Annotated in this window: 20 protein-coding genes; 8 read left to right on the top strand and 12 right to left on the bottom strand. The window is 61.9% G+C overall.

Features of this window, described 5'->3' with window-relative positions; all coding sequences use genetic code 11:
• Nucleotides 1-8: 8 nt before the first annotated feature.
• Together L981_RS12430 and L981_RS12425 are read right to left on the bottom strand one after the other, a co-directional pair.
• Nucleotides 9-782: a carbohydrate ABC transporter permease gene (locus tag L981_RS12430; RefSeq protein WP_223737547.1), complete on the bottom strand. Its 774-nt coding sequence runs from the start codon at nt 780-782 to the stop codon at nt 9-11.
• Between the two features lie 112 nt (nt 783-894).
• Complete coding sequence (locus tag L981_RS12425; RefSeq protein ID WP_052201762.1) at nt 895-1,821, bottom strand: carbohydrate ABC transporter permease; 927 nt, start codon at nt 1,819-1,821, stop codon at nt 895-897.
• A gap of 141 nt (nt 1,822-1,962) precedes the next feature.
• On the opposite strand from L981_RS12425, the gene L981_RS12420 reads away from it, so the two are divergent.
• From L981_RS12420 to L981_RS12410, 3 genes are all read left to right on the top strand, one after another.
• Entirely contained in the window at nt 1,963-3,153 is a 1,191-nt protein-coding gene (locus tag L981_RS12420; protein WP_052201761.1) for a glycoside hydrolase family 88 protein, read from the top strand.
• Between the two features lie 67 nt (nt 3,154-3,220).
• The gene (locus L981_RS12415) at nt 3,221-4,285 is read left to right on the top strand and encodes a LacI family DNA-binding transcriptional regulator (protein ID WP_043616047.1); all 1,065 of its coding nucleotides are present in this window, start codon (nt 3,221-3,223) and stop codon (nt 4,283-4,285) included.
• A gap of 245 nt (nt 4,286-4,530) precedes the next feature.
• Nucleotides 4,531-4,830: a hypothetical protein gene (locus L981_RS12410; RefSeq protein WP_043616044.1), complete on the top strand. Its 300-nt coding sequence runs from the start codon at nt 4,531-4,533 to the stop codon at nt 4,828-4,830.
• Nucleotides 4,831-4,919: 89 nt separating this feature from the next.
• Here L981_RS12410 and doeB read toward each other — a convergent pair whose 3' ends face one another.
• From doeB to L981_RS12360, 10 genes are all read right to left on the bottom strand, one after another.
• Complete coding sequence (gene doeB / locus L981_RS12405; RefSeq protein ID WP_043616041.1) at nt 4,920-5,930, bottom strand: N(2)-acetyl-L-2,4-diaminobutanoate deacetylase DoeB; 1,011 nt, start codon at nt 5,928-5,930, stop codon at nt 4,920-4,922.
• Between the two features lie 3 nt (nt 5,931-5,933).
• Nucleotides 5,934-7,115 carry an ectoine hydrolase DoeA gene (doeA, locus tag L981_RS12400; RefSeq protein ID WP_043616039.1) on the bottom strand — a complete coding sequence of 394 codons (1,182 nt, stop codon included), beginning with the start codon at nt 7,113-7,115 and terminating at the stop codon, nt 5,934-5,936.
• 34 nt (nt 7,116-7,149) lie between these two features.
• Nucleotides 7,150-8,142, bottom strand: coding sequence for an ectoine utilization protein EutC (gene eutC / locus L981_RS12395; RefSeq protein ID WP_043616037.1), 993 nt, complete (start codon nt 8,140-8,142; stop codon nt 7,150-7,152).
• Entirely contained in the window at nt 8,139-9,140 is a 1,002-nt protein-coding gene (gene eutB, locus L981_RS12390; RefSeq protein WP_043616031.1) for a hydroxyectoine utilization dehydratase EutB, read from the bottom strand. The genes eutC and eutB overlap by 4 nt, the downstream gene beginning before the upstream one ends.
• A 3-nt stretch (nt 9,141-9,143) precedes the next feature.
• Nucleotides 9,144-9,920, bottom strand: a complete 777-nt coding sequence (gene eutA / locus L981_RS12385; protein WP_043616028.1) for an ectoine utilization protein EutA — start codon at nt 9,918-9,920, stop codon at nt 9,144-9,146.
• Nucleotides 9,920-10,582: an ectoine/hydroxyectoine ABC transporter permease subunit EhuD gene (gene ehuD / locus L981_RS12380; RefSeq protein WP_043616026.1), complete on the bottom strand. Its 663-nt coding sequence runs from the start codon at nt 10,580-10,582 to the stop codon at nt 9,920-9,922. The genes eutA and ehuD overlap by 1 nt, the downstream gene beginning before the upstream one ends.
• Nucleotides 10,583-10,584: 2 nt before the next feature.
• Complete coding sequence (ehuC, locus tag L981_RS12375; protein WP_043616023.1) at nt 10,585-11,244, bottom strand: ectoine/hydroxyectoine ABC transporter permease subunit EhuC; 660 nt, start codon at nt 11,242-11,244, stop codon at nt 10,585-10,587.
• Nucleotides 11,245-11,313: 69 nt separating this feature from the next.
• On the bottom strand, nt 11,314-12,156 hold the full coding sequence (gene ehuB, locus L981_RS12370; RefSeq protein WP_043616021.1) for an ectoine/hydroxyectoine ABC transporter substrate-binding protein EhuB: 843 nt from the start codon (nt 12,154-12,156) through the stop codon (nt 11,314-11,316).
• Between the two features lie 72 nt (nt 12,157-12,228).
• Nucleotides 12,229-13,014, bottom strand: a complete 786-nt coding sequence (gene ehuA / locus L981_RS12365) for an ectoine/hydroxyectoine ABC transporter ATP-binding protein EhuA (RefSeq protein WP_043616018.1) — start codon at nt 13,012-13,014, stop codon at nt 12,229-12,231.
• Nucleotides 13,015-13,136: 122 nt separating this feature from the next.
• Entirely contained in the window at nt 13,137-14,558 is a 1,422-nt protein-coding gene (locus L981_RS12360) for a PLP-dependent aminotransferase family protein (protein ID WP_245281623.1), read from the bottom strand.
• Between the two features lie 60 nt (nt 14,559-14,618).
• On the opposite strand from L981_RS12360, the gene L981_RS12355 reads away from it, so the two are divergent.
• The 5 genes from L981_RS12355 (at nt 14,619) to L981_RS33735 (ending at nt 19,575) form a co-directional block, all read left to right on the top strand.
• On the top strand, nt 14,619-15,101 hold the full coding sequence (locus tag L981_RS12355) for an Lrp/AsnC family transcriptional regulator (RefSeq protein WP_043616012.1): 483 nt from the start codon (nt 14,619-14,621) through the stop codon (nt 15,099-15,101).
• Between the two features lie 118 nt (nt 15,102-15,219).
• Complete coding sequence (locus L981_RS12350) at nt 15,220-16,716, top strand: NAD-dependent succinate-semialdehyde dehydrogenase (protein WP_043616009.1); 1,497 nt, start codon at nt 15,220-15,222, stop codon at nt 16,714-16,716.
• 37 nt (nt 16,717-16,753) lie between these two features.
• Complete coding sequence (locus tag L981_RS12345) at nt 16,754-18,133, top strand: aspartate aminotransferase family protein (RefSeq protein ID WP_043616007.1); 1,380 nt, start codon at nt 16,754-16,756, stop codon at nt 18,131-18,133.
• Between the two features lie 119 nt (nt 18,134-18,252).
• Nucleotides 18,253-18,885, top strand: a complete 633-nt coding sequence (locus tag L981_RS12340; protein WP_371258862.1) for a transposase — start codon at nt 18,253-18,255, stop codon at nt 18,883-18,885.
• Nucleotides 18,886-19,014: 129 nt separating this feature from the next.
• Nucleotides 19,015-19,575, top strand: a complete 561-nt coding sequence (locus L981_RS33735; protein ID WP_082005995.1) for a hypothetical protein — start codon at nt 19,015-19,017, stop codon at nt 19,573-19,575.
• The last annotated feature ends 64 nt before the right edge of the window (nt 19,576-19,639 follow it).

Below are 19,639 nucleotides of genomic sequence, written 5' to 3'. Positions count from 1 at the left end.
AGTTGATGTCAGCGCTTCATGCCGGTTGTCGCGATGCCTTCGATCAGAAGTCGCTGGAACAGCATGAAGAGGATGAAGATTGGCAGCACTGTCAGCGTCGACATGGCAAAGAGCGAGCCCCAGTCCGACGTCCCGGTGGAGTCGACAAAGGTGCGCAGACCCAGCTGGGCGGTGTATTTTTCGATGTCGTTCAGGTAGATGAGCGGCGCGAAGAAATCGTCCCAGGTCCAGATGAACGAGAAGACTGCTGCCGTCGCCAAAACAGGCGTTGAGAGCGGCAGGATCACCTTCAGGAAGATACGCAACGGGCCGCAACCATCCATGATGGCCGCCTCGTCGAGCTCGCGCGGGATGCCCCGGAAGAACTGCACCATCAGGAAGATGAAGAAGGCGTCGATCGCCAGGAACTTCGGCACCACCAGTGGCAGGATGGAGTTCACCCAGCCAAGCTTGAGGAACATCACGTATTGCGGAATCAGCACCGCATGTTGCGGCATCATCAAGGTGCCGAGCATCAGCGTGAACCAGAAGCCGCGCCCCTTGAAACGCAGCCGTGTGAAGGCATAGGCCGCCATCGAGCAGGAAAAGAGATTGCCGATGACGACGAGCAGCGAAATCACCAGAGAATTGAAGAACATCCAGCCAAAGCCGACGCTCAAGCCGCTCCAGCCGCGACGATAGGCATCGACCGTCGGATCGGTCGGGATCAGGCCCGTCGAGGTAAAGATCTCGCTGTCCGGCTTGAACGAGCTCGCCACCATCCAGAGCAGCGGATAGAGCATGAGAAAGCTGACCGCCACGAGCAGCGCATAAAGCAGAGCACGTTTCCACGGGGATGCGGTGGATGCGCCGGCGTCGGCGCGCGAAGCGATGGTGGTCGTCGAAAGAGCGGCATCAGTCATCATAGTGAACCCAGAACCTGGCCGTCAGAAATGACATGGCGGTGAAGAAGGCGATGATGAGCACCAGGACCCAGGCCAGCGCCGAGGCATAGCCGAAGCGGAAATTGGTGAAGGCCTCCTGGTAGAGGTAGAGCGTGTAAAACAGCGTGGAGTCGATCGGGCCGCCGGTTCCGTCGCTGATGACAAAGGCCGAGGTAAACGCCTTGAAGGCATCGATCGTCAGGATCACGGCATTGAAGAAGATCACCGGCGTCAAAAGCGGCAAGGTGATCTTGAAGAACTGCCGTGCCTTGCCGGCGCCATCGATGCTTGCCGCCTCGTACATGTCCTGCGGGATCTGACGCAGACCGGCGAGAAAGATGATCATCGAGGATCCGAACTGCCAGACCGCCAGGAGAACGAGCGTATAGAGCGACGTCGAAGGGTTCGAGATCCAGCTTGGCCCTTCGAAACCGAACAACGTGTTGAGCGCCTGATTGAGCAATCCGTCGCCGGCAAACACCTGTCGCCACAGGACCGCCACGGCGACGCTGCCGCCCACCAGAGACGGCAGGTAGAAGATCGCACGGAAGAGCGACAGGCCTTCAAGCCCCCTGTTCAGCGCCACGGCCACGGCAAGCGCAAAGAGCAACTTCAAGGGAACGGACAACAGCACGAAGGTGAAGGTCACGTTCATCGCGGTCCAGAAGCGTGGATCATCGGTCGCGATGCGCACGTAGTTTTCCGCGCCAACCCAGTTTGCTGCGCCAAGGCCGCTGTAGTCGGTCAGAGACAGATAGAACGAAGCGACCGCTGGCCCGAGCGTCAGCAGAAAAAAGCCGATGAGCCACGGCGTCAGAAAGCCGTAACCGGCCAAGCTTTCTGCGAACCTGAGCCCGCTGCCGGCAACCGGTCTTTCAGTTGTCCCTGATATGGACATGGTACCTCTCCTGCGATGCCCGGCTCCTCCCGAGCATCCGATTCCTACCGGTTAGAAATTTTCCCGTCAACAGAAAGTTTCGTAGTTGACGAAATTATCGTAATCGTGCGAAAACTTCACGAAACCAACGTGAGGCTTATCATGCGCATCGAACGAAACGGCTACTTCAACGCGGTCGAAATGGTTGGCAATCGTCCCAATCGCGAACGTCACCAGCAAGCTTTGGAACGCTGCATTGCCAAATTGCGCCAGACCATGCCGACGATCGGCCTGCGCAATCCGAAGATCGGCCTGCCGGATCAGACTTGGAGCTATTGCGGACCCTTTGACTGGGTCGTGAGCTTTCAAGCAGGCCAGCTCTGGCTTGCGCTGGAACTCACGGGCGACCCCTGCTTTCTGAACGCCGCGCGGGCCCGCCGCGCCGTCTTTCGCGACATCTTGCGCCATCGCGATGCGCAAGACCACGATCTCGGCTTCCAGTTTTCATTGAGCTGCGTTGCGGAGTGGTTGCTGACGGGCGATCGGGAGGCTCGCGATCTCGCTCTTGAGGCTGCGGCAAGATTACTTGAGCGCTATCGCCCGGATGCACGGTATATCCAGGCCTGGAATGCGCGTCCGATCCATGGCGGCATTCGCGCCGAATTCGTCAATGGGCGCGTCATCGTCGATACGATGCAGAACCTGGCGCTGCTGCACTGGGCCCACCGCGAGACCGGCCGCAGCGATTTTGCCGAAGCCGCCGACGGCCACGCCGAAACGACCCTGAAGCACCTGGTTCGCGCCGATGACACGAGCTTCCACACCTTCCTGTTCGACCCTTCAAGCGGCAAGCCGCTGCGCGGGGAGACCCATCAAGGATATGCGGACGATTCCTGCTGGTCGCGCGGCCAGGCTTGGCTGATCCATGGCTATGCGCAATGCGCGGCAACCACCGGCAACCCTCACTTCGCCGACGCGGCCAGGCGTCTGGCTGCCAAGGCCGAAGCCCTGATGGGCAACGACGACGTTCCGGTCTGGGACTATTCGGTTCCCGATGCCAAGTCAGCGCCCCGCGACAGTTCCGCGGGCGCGATCATGGCGGCCGGCACCTTCATCCTCGCCGGGCTTTGTGAACCGGAGGAGGCACAGCGCTGGTACGCACTCGGCGATCGCCTGATCGGCGGCCTGCTCGACAGTTGCGACCTGACCGGCGATCCGAAGGCGGAAGGGCTGCTCGCCCATGGCGCAGCCCATGCCAGTGCCGGCTACTCCGATGCGATGCTGCCCTATGGCGACTATTATTTCATGGAGGCGTTGATGCGGTCGCTTGGGCACACGCGCTTCTTCTGGTAGTGGACGATCATGACCATGCAGCCGCCATCAATCTCGCCTTCCGCGGCCAGTTAGGATCTTCGTCGATATGGATGACGAATCGAACGCCCCGACACTCAAGGACATCGCCGACGCCGCGGGCGTTTCGGTCGCATCCGTATCGAAGGTGCTCAACAATCGCGGTGGCGTCGGCGACGAGAGCCGGCGCAAGATCCTCGACCATGCGGAGCGGCTGGGTTACCAGGTTCGGGCGGCGCGCTCGCTGATCCGCGCCGGCGTCGAGAGCACTGTGCTGGTGATGCCGGCCCAGTTTTATGCAAGTTCGGCTTTCTACGAGGACGTGATCCAAGGCGTGCTTGCAGAGGCCAGCACAAGCTCGCTCAGGATCGACGTCCGGCTCGTCTCGCTGGATCCGGAGATCGCCATCAGCGAAATCTCCGACATTCTGCGCGACATCCGGCCAGGCGCCCTTGTCGTGCTCGGCATGGACCATCCCGTCATGATCGACAGGATTGTCGATAGCGGCATCCCGGCCGTCATCATCAACGGCATGGACCGGACGATGCGGCTCTCCTGCGTACTGCCCGACAACTGGTCCGCCGGCTGGCTCGCTGCGCAAAGGCTGCTTGCGGCCGGCCACCGCGAAATCGTGCACGTGACCATTCCCCACCGCCTGTCGTTGCGCCGGCGGCTCGAAGGCTTCCGGATCGCGCTGGAGGAGGCCGGGATGACCTTCGACGAAAACAGGCACCTCTTCGATCTCGGCCGCATGGGCCTGCAAGAGCCCGACACCACGCCGGCGATACGGCAGGCCATAAAGCAGGGACGTTTCGCCGACACGACCGCGTTCTTCTGCAGCACCGATCTGATCGCGATCAACGTCATGCAGGCTCTCGAAGCCAGCAGCCACGCGGTTCCGGAAGACTTCTCGATCATCGGGGTCGACGATATTGCCATCGCCCGGCACAGCCGCCCGCCACTGACGACGATGCGCATCGATCGGGGCGAACTTGGCCGCGCCGGAATCCAGCTTCTGCTGGAACGGATCAACGACCCCGAAATCAATGTGCGCCGGGTCAATCTCGGCGTCCGCCTGGTTGAACGTTCCACCGTCGCTGCGCCGAGAAGCACCCGTCACGCGAAAAGGGCGTGAGACAGCAGGGGGCGAACTCTGCCTGGAGAGAACCGCGATCGACGGCCGAAGACCCTGTTCATCGGAAACGTGCGCTGTAGAACGGTGCAGCCAACCACTCGGCCGCTCTGAAACGCAGCCTCACCTCGCGTGACATCGATTGTAGCTTCGTCACGTCTCACAAGGCATGTCACGCAACTGTCACGCGCAATAGATCAGCAAGACTGCTAAGAAGTAGAAAAAGCAATCATTGCTCGAGTGGCAACATGCCCCGATACCTCTTTCATATTCACCTGTCCGGCAGGATCAGTCGCGATGACCATGGGGCGTTTCACGCCAATGACAGTCAGGCGGTGACCAATGGCAGGTCGATCGCCGACAAGATCGCGGAAGACGACAGGCACCGTAGCGTCATCGTGACTGTCGAACGCGCAGGCGGCATTGTCCTGGCGCGCGTGACTGCCAGGCGGGCCATGCCACCCTGGCAATCTGCGAGTTCGAAATTCGAGCACGCCTGGAGAGAACTGGCCGGCCTTGACGTCAGCCAATTCCGCAGGGTGCGTTAATTCAACTCACGCCTTATCGACGCGAGCGCGGTGCCCCCCAATCGCGCGGGCGATGGTTCGCAAACGACGGCCGCCGATGATCCTCCGACCTACGCCGTGACAATGGTTGCCAGCACGCTGACGCAATCGCCAGATTTGACGAGGCCGGGGAAATGGCGAGCGACGAGGATGCCGTCCATCTTTGCCCTGATGTCCAGCGGTTCGTCGCCTGTGCGGCCGATCGGGTAGATCCGGGCCACGATTTCCCCGCTCTTCACCTGGTCGCCGAGATCGACGAACGGCTCGATGAGGCCGCTGTCCTCGGCAAAGCAAAAGCAATTTCCGTCGGGCATGTCGAGCCACGTGGTTTCTGCGCTTTCGACAGTGCCTTTCATGATGCCCGCCGCTTTCAGCACGTTGGAAACGCCCGTCTTGGCGATGGCAGCACTCCTCGCCGTCGCCGTGCCGCCGCCGCCAAGCTCGGTGGTGATGAAGACCTTGCCCATCTCCTCCGCGGCCGTGTCGTACATGCCGACGGCATCGATCTCCAGCATCTTCATCGACCACGGGGCGCCGAATGCCCTGACGAGGTCAAAGGATTTCTCCTCCTGTGCCTTGTCCGGCAGGATGTGGGCCGCGCAGAAGGGCAGGAAATCGAGCGTCTTTCCGCCGGAATGAAAGTCGAGCACGATATCGGCAAGCGGTAGCAGCGTGCGCTGAAAATAGTCGGCAATCTTCTGGGTCACTGTGCCGTCCGGCGCCCCCGGGAAACTGCGGTTCATGTTTCCCTTGTCGATCGGCGAGGTGCGGGCGCCGGCCAAAAAGGCCGGATAGTTCATCGCCGGCACGATGATGACGCGACCCGTTATCTCTTCGGCCTTCAGCGTGCGGGCGAGATCGAAGAGCGCAATCGGCCCCTCATATTCGTCGCCGTGGTTGCCGCCGGTGAGAAGGGCCGTCGGGCCCTCCCCGTTCTTCACGACCGTCACCGGGATCATTACCGAGCCCCAGGCGGAATCGTCGCGGCTGTAAGGCAGACGCAAGAAACCGTGATGAACGCCTTCGGCCGAAAAATCGACCGTAGAACTGATCGGCGAGGGACGAAGGTTGAGTTCCCGCATGGTTCAATCCTTCACGAAAAGCTTGCGCGGCACGTTGGCGAGGCACTCGACGCCGCTCTCGGTGATCAGGATGCTCTCGGTCGTCTCGAAGCCCATGTCCTCGAGCCAAAGCCCCGTCATGAAGTGGAAGGTCATGCCCGGCTTTAGTTCGCTCCGGTCGCCCGGACGCAGGCTCATCGTGCGCTCGCCCCAGTCCGGCGGATAGGAAACGCCGATGCCATAGCCCGTGCGGTTGTCCTTCACGATCCCGTACTTCTTGAGCACGGCGAAGAAGGCGTTGGCGATATCCTCGCAGGTATTGCCGGGTCGCGCTTTTTCGAGGCCTGCCTCCATGCCCTCCAGCGTGGCCTTTTCCGCGTCGATGAAGGCCTGCGTCGGTTTACCGAGGAAGACGGTGCGCGAGAGCGGCACGTGGTAACGGTGATAGCAGCCGGCAATCTCGAAGAAGGTGCCCTCGCCTGTCTTCATCGGCCGGTCGTCCCAGGTGAGGTGCGGTGCAGAGGCCTCCACGCCCGAGGGCAGTAGCGGCACGATCGCCGGATAATCGCCGCCGATGCCGTCAACGCCACGGGTTCCGGCATCATAGATTTCCGCGACCAGATCGCATTTGCGCATGCCGACCTCGATCTTGTTGAAGATGCGCTCATGCATCTTTTCGACGATCCTTGCGGCGTTGCGCATGTAGCCGATTTCCGCCTCGCTCTTGACCGCGCGCTGCCAATTGACGAGGGCGGTCGCGTCGATAAAGCGGGCGTTCGGCAGGTGCTTCACAAGCGACGCGAAGGCGGCGGCGGAGAACCAGTAATTGTCCATCTCCACGCCGATCGTCAGCTTGTCGAGGCCGCGTTCGGCAAGCTTGGCCGATAAGTAATCCATCGGGTGGCGCTCGGTGGACTGCACATAGTGGTCCGGATAGCCGATGATGTTTTCATGCTTGAGGTAGGCGGTGAACTTGGCGCCGTTGGCATCCTGGCCGCGGCCGTACCAGATCGGTTCACCCGTCGGCGGCACGACGACACATTGGTGCACGTAGAAGGACCAGCCGTCATAGCCGGTCAGCCAGTTCATGTTCGACGGATCGCTGACGATCAGCACGTCGATGCCCTTGGCCTCCATGGCTTTCCGCGTTTTTTGAAGACGCGTTTCATACTCCGGAAGTGAGAACTTCAGGTTCGCTTGTTTCATCGGTTTTTCCTCTATACCCGGCGAAAAGCCGGTCTCAACTCTCGAAGATCGTGCCGGTGCCCGTCGCAGCCGCGCGGGCGGCAGCAAGCGTTGCGATGGCCGTGTCCTGAATGCCCGTGCCGGTCAGGTCCGCCACGGTGATCTGCTCGGGGCCGCTGCGGCCCGGCTTGCGCCCGACAATTATCTCGCCGAGTTCGGGGAAGATCGCGCCCTCCGTCACGAGGCCCGCTTCGATGGCATGGTGGAGTTCACCGAGCCTGCGCGTCTGTTTGAGGCTGTCGGCGACGTAGAGGCCGACGCCGGTGACAATGGCGGGCTCGATCTCGTTTTTGTGCTCGGCGTCCGACCCCATGGCCGTGACATGCTGGCCAGGCTGGAGCCAGTCGGTCCGAAGTACCGGTGTTTCGGACGGCGTGGTGGTGACGATGATGTCGGCGCCATCGACAGCCGCGCGGCCGTCGGCCTCGGCACGAACCGGAAAGCCGAGCTTCACCGTCATGTCCGCTGCGGCGGCCTTAGCCTTTGTAACGTCTCTTGCCCAGATGCGCGCTTCGCGGATCGGCCGTACGAGGCTTAAGGCCTCAAGCTGCAACCTTGCCTGCATGCCGGCGCCGAAGATGGCGGCGACCTTGGCATCCGGGCGCGAAAGGTGCCGAGCCGCAACGGCGCCGGCCGCGGCGGTCCGCACATCCGTCAGGTAGCCGTTGTCGAGCAGTACGGCCTCTACCAGGCCAGTTTTCGTGGAAAGCAGGACCATCAGGCCGTTGGTGCTCGGCAGGCCGATCTTCGGATTGTCGAAGAAGCCAGGACTGATCTTGATGGCGAAACCGTCGAGACCGGGCACGTAAGCCGTCTTCACGTCCACCTCACCGCGCGCTTCGGGAATGTCGAGCCTCAGGATAGGCGGCATGGCGACCGCCTTGGTAGCAAGCGCGCGGAACGCGTCTTCCACACAGGCAATCGCTTCAAGATCGAGCGGAACGATGCGCCTCAGTTCTGCCTCGGTGAGAATCTTCATCGTGGTCATGCCGCTGCCTCCGCCAGCGGATCGACCCCGCCATTGATGACCCGCCGATGCAGGTCCATGTCGACATTGCGGCCGGAGAGGATAACTGCCACCGGCCCGTCCAGCCCGCCAAGCCGGCGGGAAAGCAGGGCTGCGATGCCGACCGCCCCTGCGCCCTCGATCACCTCGCGCTCCTCGCAATACGCATGCCGCATGCCGGCGGCGATCTCGTCTTCGGAAAGCAGGATCACGTCGTCGAGCAGTGCCCGGCACATCTCGAAGGTCACGGCATTGTCGAGGCCGATGCCGCCGCCAAGGGAATCGGCAAGACTTGCCAATTCCTCGACTTGCACGGGCCGCCCTGCGTCAAGGCTGGCCTTCATTGCAGCACCTCGCTCCATGGTGAGCCCGATCACGCGTGTCTTCGGCAAGCGTCCTTTCACGGCTGCGGCGACACCAGCCGCAAGCCCACCGCCGGAAAGCGGCACAAGCACCGTCGCCACGTCCGGCATCGCTTCAAGGATCTCCAGCCCGAGCGTGCCCTGGCCGGCAACGACAGCCCGGTTATCGAAGGGTGCCACCATGACGAGACCGTCTTCAGCAACCAGGCGATCCACCTCAAGCTGCGCTTCGTCCTGCGATTTGCCGACGATCCGGACATTGGCGCCGAGCCTGCGGATCTCCGACACCTTGTTGTCGGGCACAAGCCTGGACATGCAGATTGTCGCAATCGAACCTTCAGCCCTGGCGGCATGGGCGAGCGCCCGACCATGATTGCCGGTCGAGGCAGCGACGACACCCCTTGCCCGCTCCTCAGGCGTCAGCGAGAGCACGGCATTCGTGGCGCCGCGAAGCTTGAAGCTGCCCGTCGTCTGGTGGTGTTCGAGCTTGAGGCCGACAGGAACACCGCAGCGTTCGGATAGCGAAGACGAAGACAGGAAGGGTGTATGGAACACCCGGCCTTCGATGCGTCGGGCCGCCTGTTCGATATCGGCCAATGTCACGGCAAGGTTCGACATGGGCTAGTGGTCCGAATAGGCAAGCGTCATGAGACGGCCGAATTCCGGCCGCGCCGTCTCATTGCCGCAGAGGCGCAGACAGGCCCAGGCTGTGGCGAGATTGCTGGTCACGACCGGCTTGCCGATCGCCACCTCTATCTCCGCCGCCACACCCGCCGCCCGCACCGCCGTGCACGATATGAACAGCGCGTCGCTGTCTGGCGCCGTCGCCTGCTTTGCAAAGGCAACGATTTCGTCCGGGGAAATGCGCGCCATCTCCCGATCGTCATTAAGGCCAAGGCAAGTGAAACGTGCGATGTCGAAGCCGAGCGACACGAAATAGTCAGCCATCGGCTCGCTGGTCTCGATGGTGTAGGGCGTCAGCACCGAAACGCGCCTGGCGCCGAATGCCCTCAGGCCTGAGGCGGCGGCAGCAGTCGGCGTGACAACGGCGGCGCTCGGCTTGGCGGCGCGTACGGCCGCCTTCACTTCGGCGTCGCCGATGACGACGGAGGCGGAGGTGCAGGAATACATGACGACATCGAGAGGTTCGTCCGGCAGGATCAGCGCGGCGGCCGATGTCAGCGACGGCTGCATGGCGCGCAGGTTCTCCGGCGTTACCGGATTGGCATAGGGGATGCGGGTCGCGTAGACACCGATCCGCTCGTTTGCCACCATGCGCTGGAAGTCCACTTCCGTGGTGTGGTCGGTCGCCAGAATGATGAGGCCGACGCGCTTGTCCAGCGGACGCTCATCAAGCTTCGGCCTGCGTGATGCGAGCGTAAGATCGGACGTCGGCATCAGCGTTCCTCCACTCGGGCATACCGCTCTTCCAGCCAGCGCAGGAAGACGACGGAGATCAGGCTCATGATCAGGAAGAAGACCCCGACCAGCGTCATCGGCTCGATATAGCGATAGCTGCTGTTGGCCACGCTTTTCGCCTGGTTCATCAGCTCGAGCACGGTGATGGCGGAGAGCAGCGGCGTCTCCTTGAACATCGCGATCAGGTAGTTGGCGAGCGCCGGGATCATTGGCGGGATCGCCTGCGGCAGGATGACGTGGACCCAGGTCTGGCGGCCGGTTAGGTTCGTCGCCTTTGCCGCCTCCCATTGGCCGCGCGGCACGTTCTCGATGCCGGCGCGATAGACCTCGGCCGCATAGGTCCCATAGTGCAGCCCGAGACCGATGATGCCGGCGAGCATCGCCGGCAGGCGGATGCCGATATCCGGCAGCACGTAGAAGATGAAGTAGAGCTGGACGAGCAGCGGCGTGCCGCGAATGAACTCGACGATGAAGGCCGTGGCCTTCGCGATCGGTTTCGGCGCGGTCATGCGCAGGATGGCAAAGACAAGGCCGATGACGGCGGCGAGTGCTGCGCCGAAGACCGTCGCGAGAATGGTGATCTTCAGCCCCTCGAGGAGGGTTGGCATGATTTCCCAGACGAAATTCCAGTCCCATTCCATCGTCAGGTCCTCACGCCATCAAGGCCGCGGGTCACCCGGCGTTCCAGCCAGCGCATGCCGCTGGAGATGGCGAGCGCCATCAGGAAGTAGAGCACCAGGATCGTTGCGAAAGGAACGAGCGTACTGCCGGTCTGGGCGCGAACCACCTGCGCCTGGAACGTCATGTCGGTGAGCGAGATCAGCGAGACCACGGCTGTGCCCTTCAAGAGTTCGATCGCGTTGTTGCAGAAGGTCGGCAGCATAAGCGGCAGGGCCTGGGGCAAGATGACATGACGCATCGCCTGATGGCGCGAGAGATTGAGCGCTATGCAGGCCTCGCGCTGCTCGCGGCCGATCGCCTTGACCGCACCGCGCACAACCTCCGCCCCATAGGCTCCGACATTCAGCCCCAGCGCCAGCACGCCTGCCTGGAGTGGCGACAGCGTGACACCGGCAAACGGCAGTACGAAGTAGACCCAGAACAGCTGCACGAAGATCGACGTGCCGCGAAAGAATTCGATATAGGTGGTGGCAAGCGCGCGAACCACGAGAAAGCGGCTGACGCGCCCGAGACCGGCGACGAATGCCATGACGACGGCGAGCATCGAGCCGAGCACGGTGAGCTCAAGCGTCACGAGCGCGCCTTCAAGGATCAGCCCTATGTAACCAGACCAGTCGGTCATCGTTCTTCCAACTACGAGGGAGTGGACTGCCTCTCCCCGGCTCGGGAAGAGGCCGAATTGCCGCGGCGCTTACTTGGCGGCGCAGAGCTTTTCGCGGGTCGTCGACATCGCGGCTGCGGCCGAAAAGCCATAGGGCTCGATGATCTTGGCAAATTCGCCCGATTGCTTGAGCTTTGCCAGTTCCACGTCGAAGGCGTCTCGCAGGGCTTCCTCACCCTTCTTGAAGGCCGCGCCGTCGCAATAGACTGGAGCACCTTCAACCGGTGCCACGACTTCGACGCTGGGGTCGTTCGCCTTGGAGACAAGAGCGTTGATCGACAGCACCGGGAGCGAATAGACGTCGATACGGCCGTCCTGCAGCATCTTCAGCCCGCTTTGGCCATCCGGCACGACAATGACGCGGTCGCGCGGGACGCCGGCTTCGAGCGCGAGTTTCTCTTCCGTGCCGCCGCCCGGCGCACCGATCTTGGCATCCGGATTGTCGGCGATATCCTTGTAGCTCTTGAAGCCGAGCGGGTTGCCTTTCTTCAGCGCGAAGGCTTCCGCGTCACAAAGGATCGGTTCGGAATAGGCAACCGCACTGCAACGCTCCGGCTTCATGAAAAGACCGGCAGTGATGACGTCGTGGCGGCCGGCCTGCAGGCCCGGGATCATCGCACCGTATTCCGAGATCGAGGCGACGATGTCCTCGACCCCGAGGCGTTTGAAGACCTCTCGTGCAACGTCCGGAGCCGCGCCGGAAACCTTGCCGTCGGCGGCAACTGCCGTAAAGGGCGGCTCGTTGGCGATGGCAACGCGGGCGAAACCCTGTTCCTTCAGTTCCTCAAGCTTGCCGTCGGCCCAGGCTGGTGCTGCGGCGAGCATTGCCGTCAGGGCGCCCGTGCTGGCGGTTATGGTCAAAAAGGTTCTCATGCTCATCGTTCCGAACTCCTCTGGCTGTCCCTGGTTTTTGTTTGGAGCCTTGTTTCCGGGCGGCAAAGCCGCTCAGACGCGGTGCCCTGCCGCGATGATCTTGCGCAGGAAGGTCTGCGTGCGTTCCTGCTTGGGTGCGCGGAAAATCTCGTCGGGCTTGCCCTCCTCGACGATTCTGCCGCGGTCGAAAAAGAGAATGCGGTCGGCAAAATCATGGGCGAAGCCCATCTCATGCGTGACGAGCAGCATGGTCATGTCTGTTTCGACCGCGAGCTTGCGCATGACATTCAGCACTTCTTCGACGAGTTCCGGGTCGAGCGCCGAGGTCACCTCGTCAAACAGCATGATCTTTGGCGAAAGAGCCAGCGCCCTGGCGATCGCAACGCGCTGCTTCTGTCCGCCGGACAGTTGCGCCGGCATGCTCTTTGCCTTGTCGGCCATGCCCACCATGTCGAGAAGCTCCATCGCCCGCTTCTCCGCCGCGGCCTTCGCCATGCCTTTCGTCAGCATCGGCGCCAGCGTGACGTTGTCGAGCACGCACTTGTGCGGGAAGAGATTGAAGTGCTGGAAGACCATGCCGATCTTCTCGCGCATCTTGTGCAGATGGCGGTCATCGGCCGGCGCGAGACTGCCGTTCTTCGGCATGTGATAGAGCTGGTCGCCGTCGACCTCGATATGGCCGGCGCTGATCGCCTCCAATGTCATGAGAATGCGCAGGATCGTTGTCTTGCCCGATCCCGAGGGACCGATCAGCGCCAGCTTTTCGCCCGGCAGCACGTCCATCGACAGACCGTCGAGTACGGTCAAGGGACCGTAGCGTTTGGTGATGTTGTCGATGCGGATGATCGGCGCTGCCATGCATGTCTCTCCCTATTGAGACAAGTGATGACGCAACGATGCGCGGCAATCAAAATCATGTCAATGTCAATAATAATATCAGTACAATTATTCTGACATCGCCCATTTGTAAGGCAGATCACTCAAATCGCGAGCAACAGTGCTTCCGGATTTCCGCTGGCGAGCGAGGCGAGAATGCCAAGGCCGGTGCGCAATTCCTGCTCGGTGGTCGAGCCGAGCGAGATGCGCACCGCCGGCTGCCAGCCCTGGTCGGCCGTGCGGAACGAAGAGCCGGGCGCTATCGCCACACCGCGCAGACGCGCCTGGGATACGAAGCCATCTTCCGTATGCCCTTCCGGCAACGGCAGCCACACATGCAAGCTCTGTGGATGGGTATAATAGGGCAAGCCGGCGAGCGCCTCCTCGGCGATCGCGTGACGAACGCCAAGTGCCCGGCGCTGCCAATTGACAAGTTCCATCGCCGTGCCGTCGCTGACCCAGAGGGTCGCGATCTCGGCGATCGAAGGCGTCGCCATCCAGTTGGAGACGAGATGGCGGTTGGCAACCGCTGCGACATAACGATCCGGGGCGGCAAGATAGCCGATGCGCAGGCCCGGTACCGTGATCTTCGTGAAGCTGGTGACGTAGAGGGTGCGTTCCGGCGCATAGGCCGCAATCGGCGGCGCCCGACCTTCCACAAGCGGCCCCAGGATGTCGTTCTCGATGATCGCGATATCGTGGCGCCGTGCGACGTCGGCAAGCGCCTGCCGGCGCTCAGGCCCCATCAAGGCGGCGGTCGGATTGATCACCGAGGGCTGGAGAAAGACGGCGCGGATGACGCCCGTGCGACAGGCCTCATCCAGCGCCTCGGGGATCATGCCTTCGCGATCGATCGGCAAGCCCTCGAGATGAAGGCCAAGATAGCTGGATAGCGGTACGAGCGTATGGTGGCTGATCGCTTCCGTCGCAACGGTCGAGCCTGGCGGAGCAACACTCATCAGCGCCACTGTCATGCCCGAGGTGGCGCCGTTGGTGAGGCTGATATTGAGCGGGGACACCTCCAGTCCACAACGCGACAGCCATTCGGCTGCGACATTGCGATGGCGCGGGAAAACCATGTTGGGCCGGAAGGAAAGCGCCGAACTCGACGGAAGGTTTTCCGCCAGCCAGCCGAAGGCTCCGCGCATGCGCTCCAGATGCAACTGTTCGCACACGGGTTTGAGGATCGAAAGGTCGACAAGCTCGCCAAGACGCTCGGGCAGATAGGGCGGCTCAGGCTCTTTCGGCCTTGTCTGCACGAAGGAGCCGCGACCGATTTCACCGGAAATGAGCCCCCGTCGGATCAGCTCGTCATAGGCACGACTGACGGTCTGCACAGAAAGCTTCAGGTCGTCTGCGAGCTTGCGATGGGGCAGAAGGCGCGTCCCGTTCGGCAAGTGCCCTTCCTGGATGGCGCGAGCGATCTGTTCGGCGAGAGAGAGATAAGCCGGCCGGCGCAACTGGGATATATCGGGTCGCCAATTTGTCATGATTTTAACAGTGCTCAAAATCAGTTCAATTGACAACGCCAAAATGGTTTCCCATTGTCTTTTCCTCCACTTTGACACGCCCGGAGGGCGCCCTGAATGAAACTCGACGCCATCGACCTGCGTATCCTGGAGGCGATCCAGGAGAACGGGCGCATCACCAAGCTGGCGCTGGCGGAGCGGGCGGGTCTCTCACCAACGCCCTGCTGGCTGCGCCTGCGCAAACTTGAGAAGGCGGGCATCGTCGCCGGCTATCACGCCCGCGTTGCCGTCAGACGCGTTGCGCCTGTTGCCAGCGTCATGATGGAGGTGACGCTCGCCAATCATCGGCAAGTGGATTTCGAACGCTTCGAACGGGCTGTGGCGACAACGCCCGAAATCGTTGCCTGCTGGTCGGTCGGCGGTGGCGTCGACTACATCTTGAAGATCGTGGCGCGTGACATCGACGCCTACCAGCGCCTTGTCGACAGCCTGCTCAACCGCGAACTCGGCATCGACCGCTACTTCACCTACATCGTCACCAAGACGGTGAAGGAGGAGACTGTGCTTCCGCTGGAGACGTTGCTTCCCGCCTCCGAATAGAGAGATTGTCTACGGCCGGCCCCATCTTTGGCCAAAGTCTCTGACGCCTACCCCGGCAATAGACAATCTGTCCCTCGCCCTCTGGCAGACTTCCTCCAGACAACAGGAGGAGGCCGCCATGACCGCCGTATTTGCCCGCACGACCTTTCACGACGCGCTTGCCCGCCTTGCCGATCCTCATCTGCTCAGGGAACTCGCCTATGTCGGCGGTCGGTGGATCTCTGGCCGTGACGGCGCAAGCTTCAAGGTGACGGATCCCGCCTCGGCGGCGACGCTTGCCTGGGTCGCCGCCCTTGATGGTGAGCAGACCGGGGAGGCCATTTCGGCGGCGAGTGACGCGCTGCCCGCCTGGCGCAGCATGCTGCCGCAGCAGCGCGCCGCGATCCTGCGCAAGTGGCACGACCTGATGCTGGAGGCGCGCGAGGATCTTGCCCTCTTGATGAGCCTGGAGCAGGGCAAGCCCATTGCCGAGTCCCGCAGCGAGATCGACTACGCGGCCTCCTTCATCGAATGGTACGCGGAGGAAGGAAAGCGGCTGAATGCGGAAAGCGTCACCAGCCATCTGCCCGGAGCAGAGATGATCGTGCGGCGCGAGGCGCTCGGCGTCGTCGGGATCGTAACGCCGTGGAACTTCCCCTCCGCCATGATCACACGCAAGGCCGCGGCTGCGCTCGCGGCTGGCTGCACGGTGGTCGCGCATCCCTCCAGCGAAACACCGCTTTCGGCACTCGCCCTTGCCGAACTCGGCGAACGGGCCGGAATTCCCGCGGGGGTCTTCAATGTGGTGACCGGAGACGCCGCCACCATCGTCGGCCGCATGAATACGGATCCGCGCATTCGCGCCATGAGCTTCACCGGCTCGACGCAGATCGGCAAACTGATTGCAGGCCAGTGCGCGGAGACCATGAAGCGGCTGGTCATGGAACTCGGCGGCCATGCGCCGCTGATCGTGTTCGCCGACGCCGATGTGGAGAAGGCAGCCGACATCGCCGTCGCCGCGAAGTTCGCGACCTCCGGCCAGGATTGCCTCGCCGCCAATCGCATCTATGTCGAACGGCCCGTCGTTGCTGCTTTCACCAAGGCGTTTCAGGTTCGCATCGAAGCGCTGAAGGTTGCCCCGGGCCTCGAACCAGAAGCAGAGATCGGTCCCCTGATGCACGAGCGTGCCGTCGCCAAGGTGGAAGAACAGGTCGCCGATGCGTTGAAACGCGGCGCGAACGTCCTCACCGGTGGCAAGCGCCACAAGGCAGGCCCTCTGTTCTTCGAGCCGACCCTTTTGACGGATGTACCGGACGATGCGCTGATCATGCGTGAGGAGACCTTCGGCCCGGTTGCCGCCGTCTCCGCCTTCGACACCGAGAGCGAAGTGATCGCCCGGGCAAACGACACCGAATACGGCCTCGTCGCCTATGTCGTCACCGAAAACGGCGCACGCCAGATGCGTCTTGCGCGAGCTTTGGAATACGGCATGGTTGCGATCAATCGGGTGAAAATCACCGGCGGACCGATCCCCTTCGGCGGCTGGAAACAATCGGGCCTTGGCCGCGAAGGCTCCCGCCACGGCATCGAGGCCTTCACAGAACTCAAATATCTCTGCATCGACACGGCCGCCTGAACGCGCGCGCCACATTTCATACGGGAAAGGAAAGACCATGCTCGAAAAAAGCAACGAACTCAGCGCCTGGGACCGTGATCACTTCTTCCACCCCTCCACGCATATGGGCATGCATGCGCGTGGCGAAACACCGACCCGGGTGATCGGCGGCGGCGAAGGTGTGTACATTACCGACACCAGCGGCAGAACGAGCCTCGATGCTTTTGCCGGTCTTTACTGCGTCAATGTCGGCTACGGCCGGCAGAAGATCGCCGACGCGATCGCCGAGCAGGCGAAGAATCTCGCCTACTATCACGCCTATGTCGGCCATGGCACGGAAGCCTCGATCACGCTCTCGAAGATGATTATCGACCGCGCGCCGGAGGGCATGAGCCGCGTCTATTTCGGTCTTTCAGGCTCCGATGCAAACGAGACCAACATCAAGCTGATCTGGTACTGCAACAACATCCTCGGTCGGCCGGACAAAAAGAAGATCATCTCTCGCCGGCGCGGCTATCACGGCTCCGGCGTGATGACGGGCTCGCTGACCGGACTGCATCTCTTCCATACCGCGTTTGACCTGCCCCGCGCACCGATCCTGCACACGGAAGCACCCTACTTCTTCCGCCGTCCGGATCGCTCGATGGATGAAGAGCACTTCTCGCAATATTGCGCCGACAAGCTTGAGGAAATGATCCTCGGCGAAGGCCCGGAGACGATCGCCGCCTTTATCGGTGAGCCGATCCTCGGTACGGGCGGTATCGTGCCGCCGCCGAAGGGTTACTGGCAGAAGATCCAGGCCGTGCTCGAAAAATACGACATCCTGCTCGTCGCCGACGAGGTAGTGACCGGGTTCGGGCGTCTCGGCACGATGTTCGGATCCGACCACTATGGCATGAAGCCCGACCTCATCACCATCGCCAAGGGTCTGACCTCGGCCTACGCACCGCTTTCCGGCACGATCGTATCGGACAAGATGTGGCAGGTGCTGGTGCAAGGCTCCGACGAACTGGGCGCGATCGGCCACGGCTGGACCTATTCCGCCCATCCGATCTGCGCCGCCGCGGGCGTTGCCAATCTCGAACTGATCGACGAGTTGCGCCTGGTTGAGAACGCCGGCAGCACCGGCACCTACTTCCGCGCGGAGTTGACGAAGGCGCTCGCCAATCACAGGCATGTGGGCGAGGTGCGTGGCGATGGCCTGATGGCCGCAATCGAGTTCGTTGAGGACAAGGACGACCGGGTCTTTTTCGATCCGGTAAAGAAGATCGGCCCGCAAGTGGCGGCCGCCCTGCTTGAGCGCGGCGTCATCGGCCGCGCCATGCCTCAAGGCGATATCCTCGGCTTTGCGCCACCGCTTTGCCTCACCATGGACGAGGCCGACATTGTCGTCAAAGCGGCGGCCGAGGCCGTCACGTCAGTCCTGGGCAAAGCATAGGCGCAGAGCAGCCATAGATGCCTCAGTCTTGAACCCTGTCGTCGATGGGGCGGGCAACTCCCGCGCCATCGACGACTGCCAGGCCTGCAGTGAGGTTGAAGCGTCGACGGCGAGCGTGAATGTGGATCCCCGCGGATATCGAGCCGAGCTGCCCCGACAACGGCTGCGAGAACGACGAGGCAATTCGTATACCCTATTGGATCGGCATCGAAAATCGGCCGGCGAGTCGTGTTGACTCTGGCCTTCACTCGGTTGAAAAAAGGGCGATCTTAAAAAAAGGATTACTAATGCCTGAAGAAAACACGACGCCAGCCACCCTGGTTGCCGAGGGCTCAGCGACTGTGCACACACCTGAACGCGCAAAGCGAAGCACAGCAAAACGTCAAAAAGCGGCCGGGGAAACGAAGAGCGCGACTTCGAAGGCAACAGCATCAAAACCCTCCGCCAAGTCCAGAAAATTCAGCGAACAAGAAAAACTCGAGAAGCTCAAGCAGATCGGGGCACAGGTCGCTGACGGCGCGAGTACGATGAAAGACGCGATCAAAAGCGCGGGAATATCCGAGCAAACCTACTATAACTGGAAGGGTAGCTTGAAGGCGGATGATCAGCCGAGCAGCAAATCCGCTTCGGCCGGCGACGAGTTTGCTGAACTCGTGCAGCTCGAGGCCGAGAACCAGAAGCTGCGAAAGCTCTTGGCGGAAAAGTTGCGCGCGGAGAATGCCGAGTTGCGCAAGAAGCTTGGCATCGATTGAGGCAGGGAGAAGCCACGCGCTGAGCGCTGTGGCTCCACTGCTCCTTTGGCGGTCGGCTGTGATCCAAGCACCTGACTTTGTGCAACCAGTCGTGCCGCAGCATTTCGATCCACATTGGGTTCAAACTATATGAAAACGCCACAACGCAGGTTCGTTGTTGAGTTCAAATCCGGCCGCCGTCAGCCAAAAGTGCCAACGGGTTCGATATGGGGAAACACCGACCTCAAGACCCTCGCGCGCGAGATTGAAACCGAATCGGCTCATCTGTTCGGCCACCGGGAATTGGGCGGCAACGGTGGTACTGATCACGCCGCTGATGCTGATGTTCCGAGTTTTGTGGAAGAACCGGCCGTCGCGACAGCCTCCGATCCAGCCCATGCAGTGGCTGACCCGGTGGCTGGCGCACAGTCAGATGACGAAGTCGCTGATTCCGCGTCCGCCCCGCTCATGGTCGCCAAGACCCGCAGCGCGCCAAAGCAGACGTCCAGGAAGAAAGCTTCCCGCCCAGCGCCGACTACAACTTTGGCATCCGTTGGCGAGGACCCGGATCCACAATCAAGATCGACGCCAACGACGTCTCTCGAAGAACTGGCCGCACTTGATGCGGAAAACAGTCGCCTTCGAAAATTGTTGGCGAATCAGCTCCGTCTGCAGAACGCGACGCTCAAGAGAATGCTGGAGCGGTTTTAGCTTCCGACTTTTATCTCTCGCTGGAGCGACCGTTTGCGCTGAATGCCATCCTGCGCGATGTCAT

Source organism: Ensifer sp. ZNC0028, assembly GCF_000799055.1.
In the GTDB taxonomy this organism is placed as follows: domain Bacteria; phylum Pseudomonadota; class Alphaproteobacteria; order Rhizobiales; family Rhizobiaceae; genus Ensifer.
This window is presented reverse-complemented; position numbering and strand designations above follow the sequence as displayed.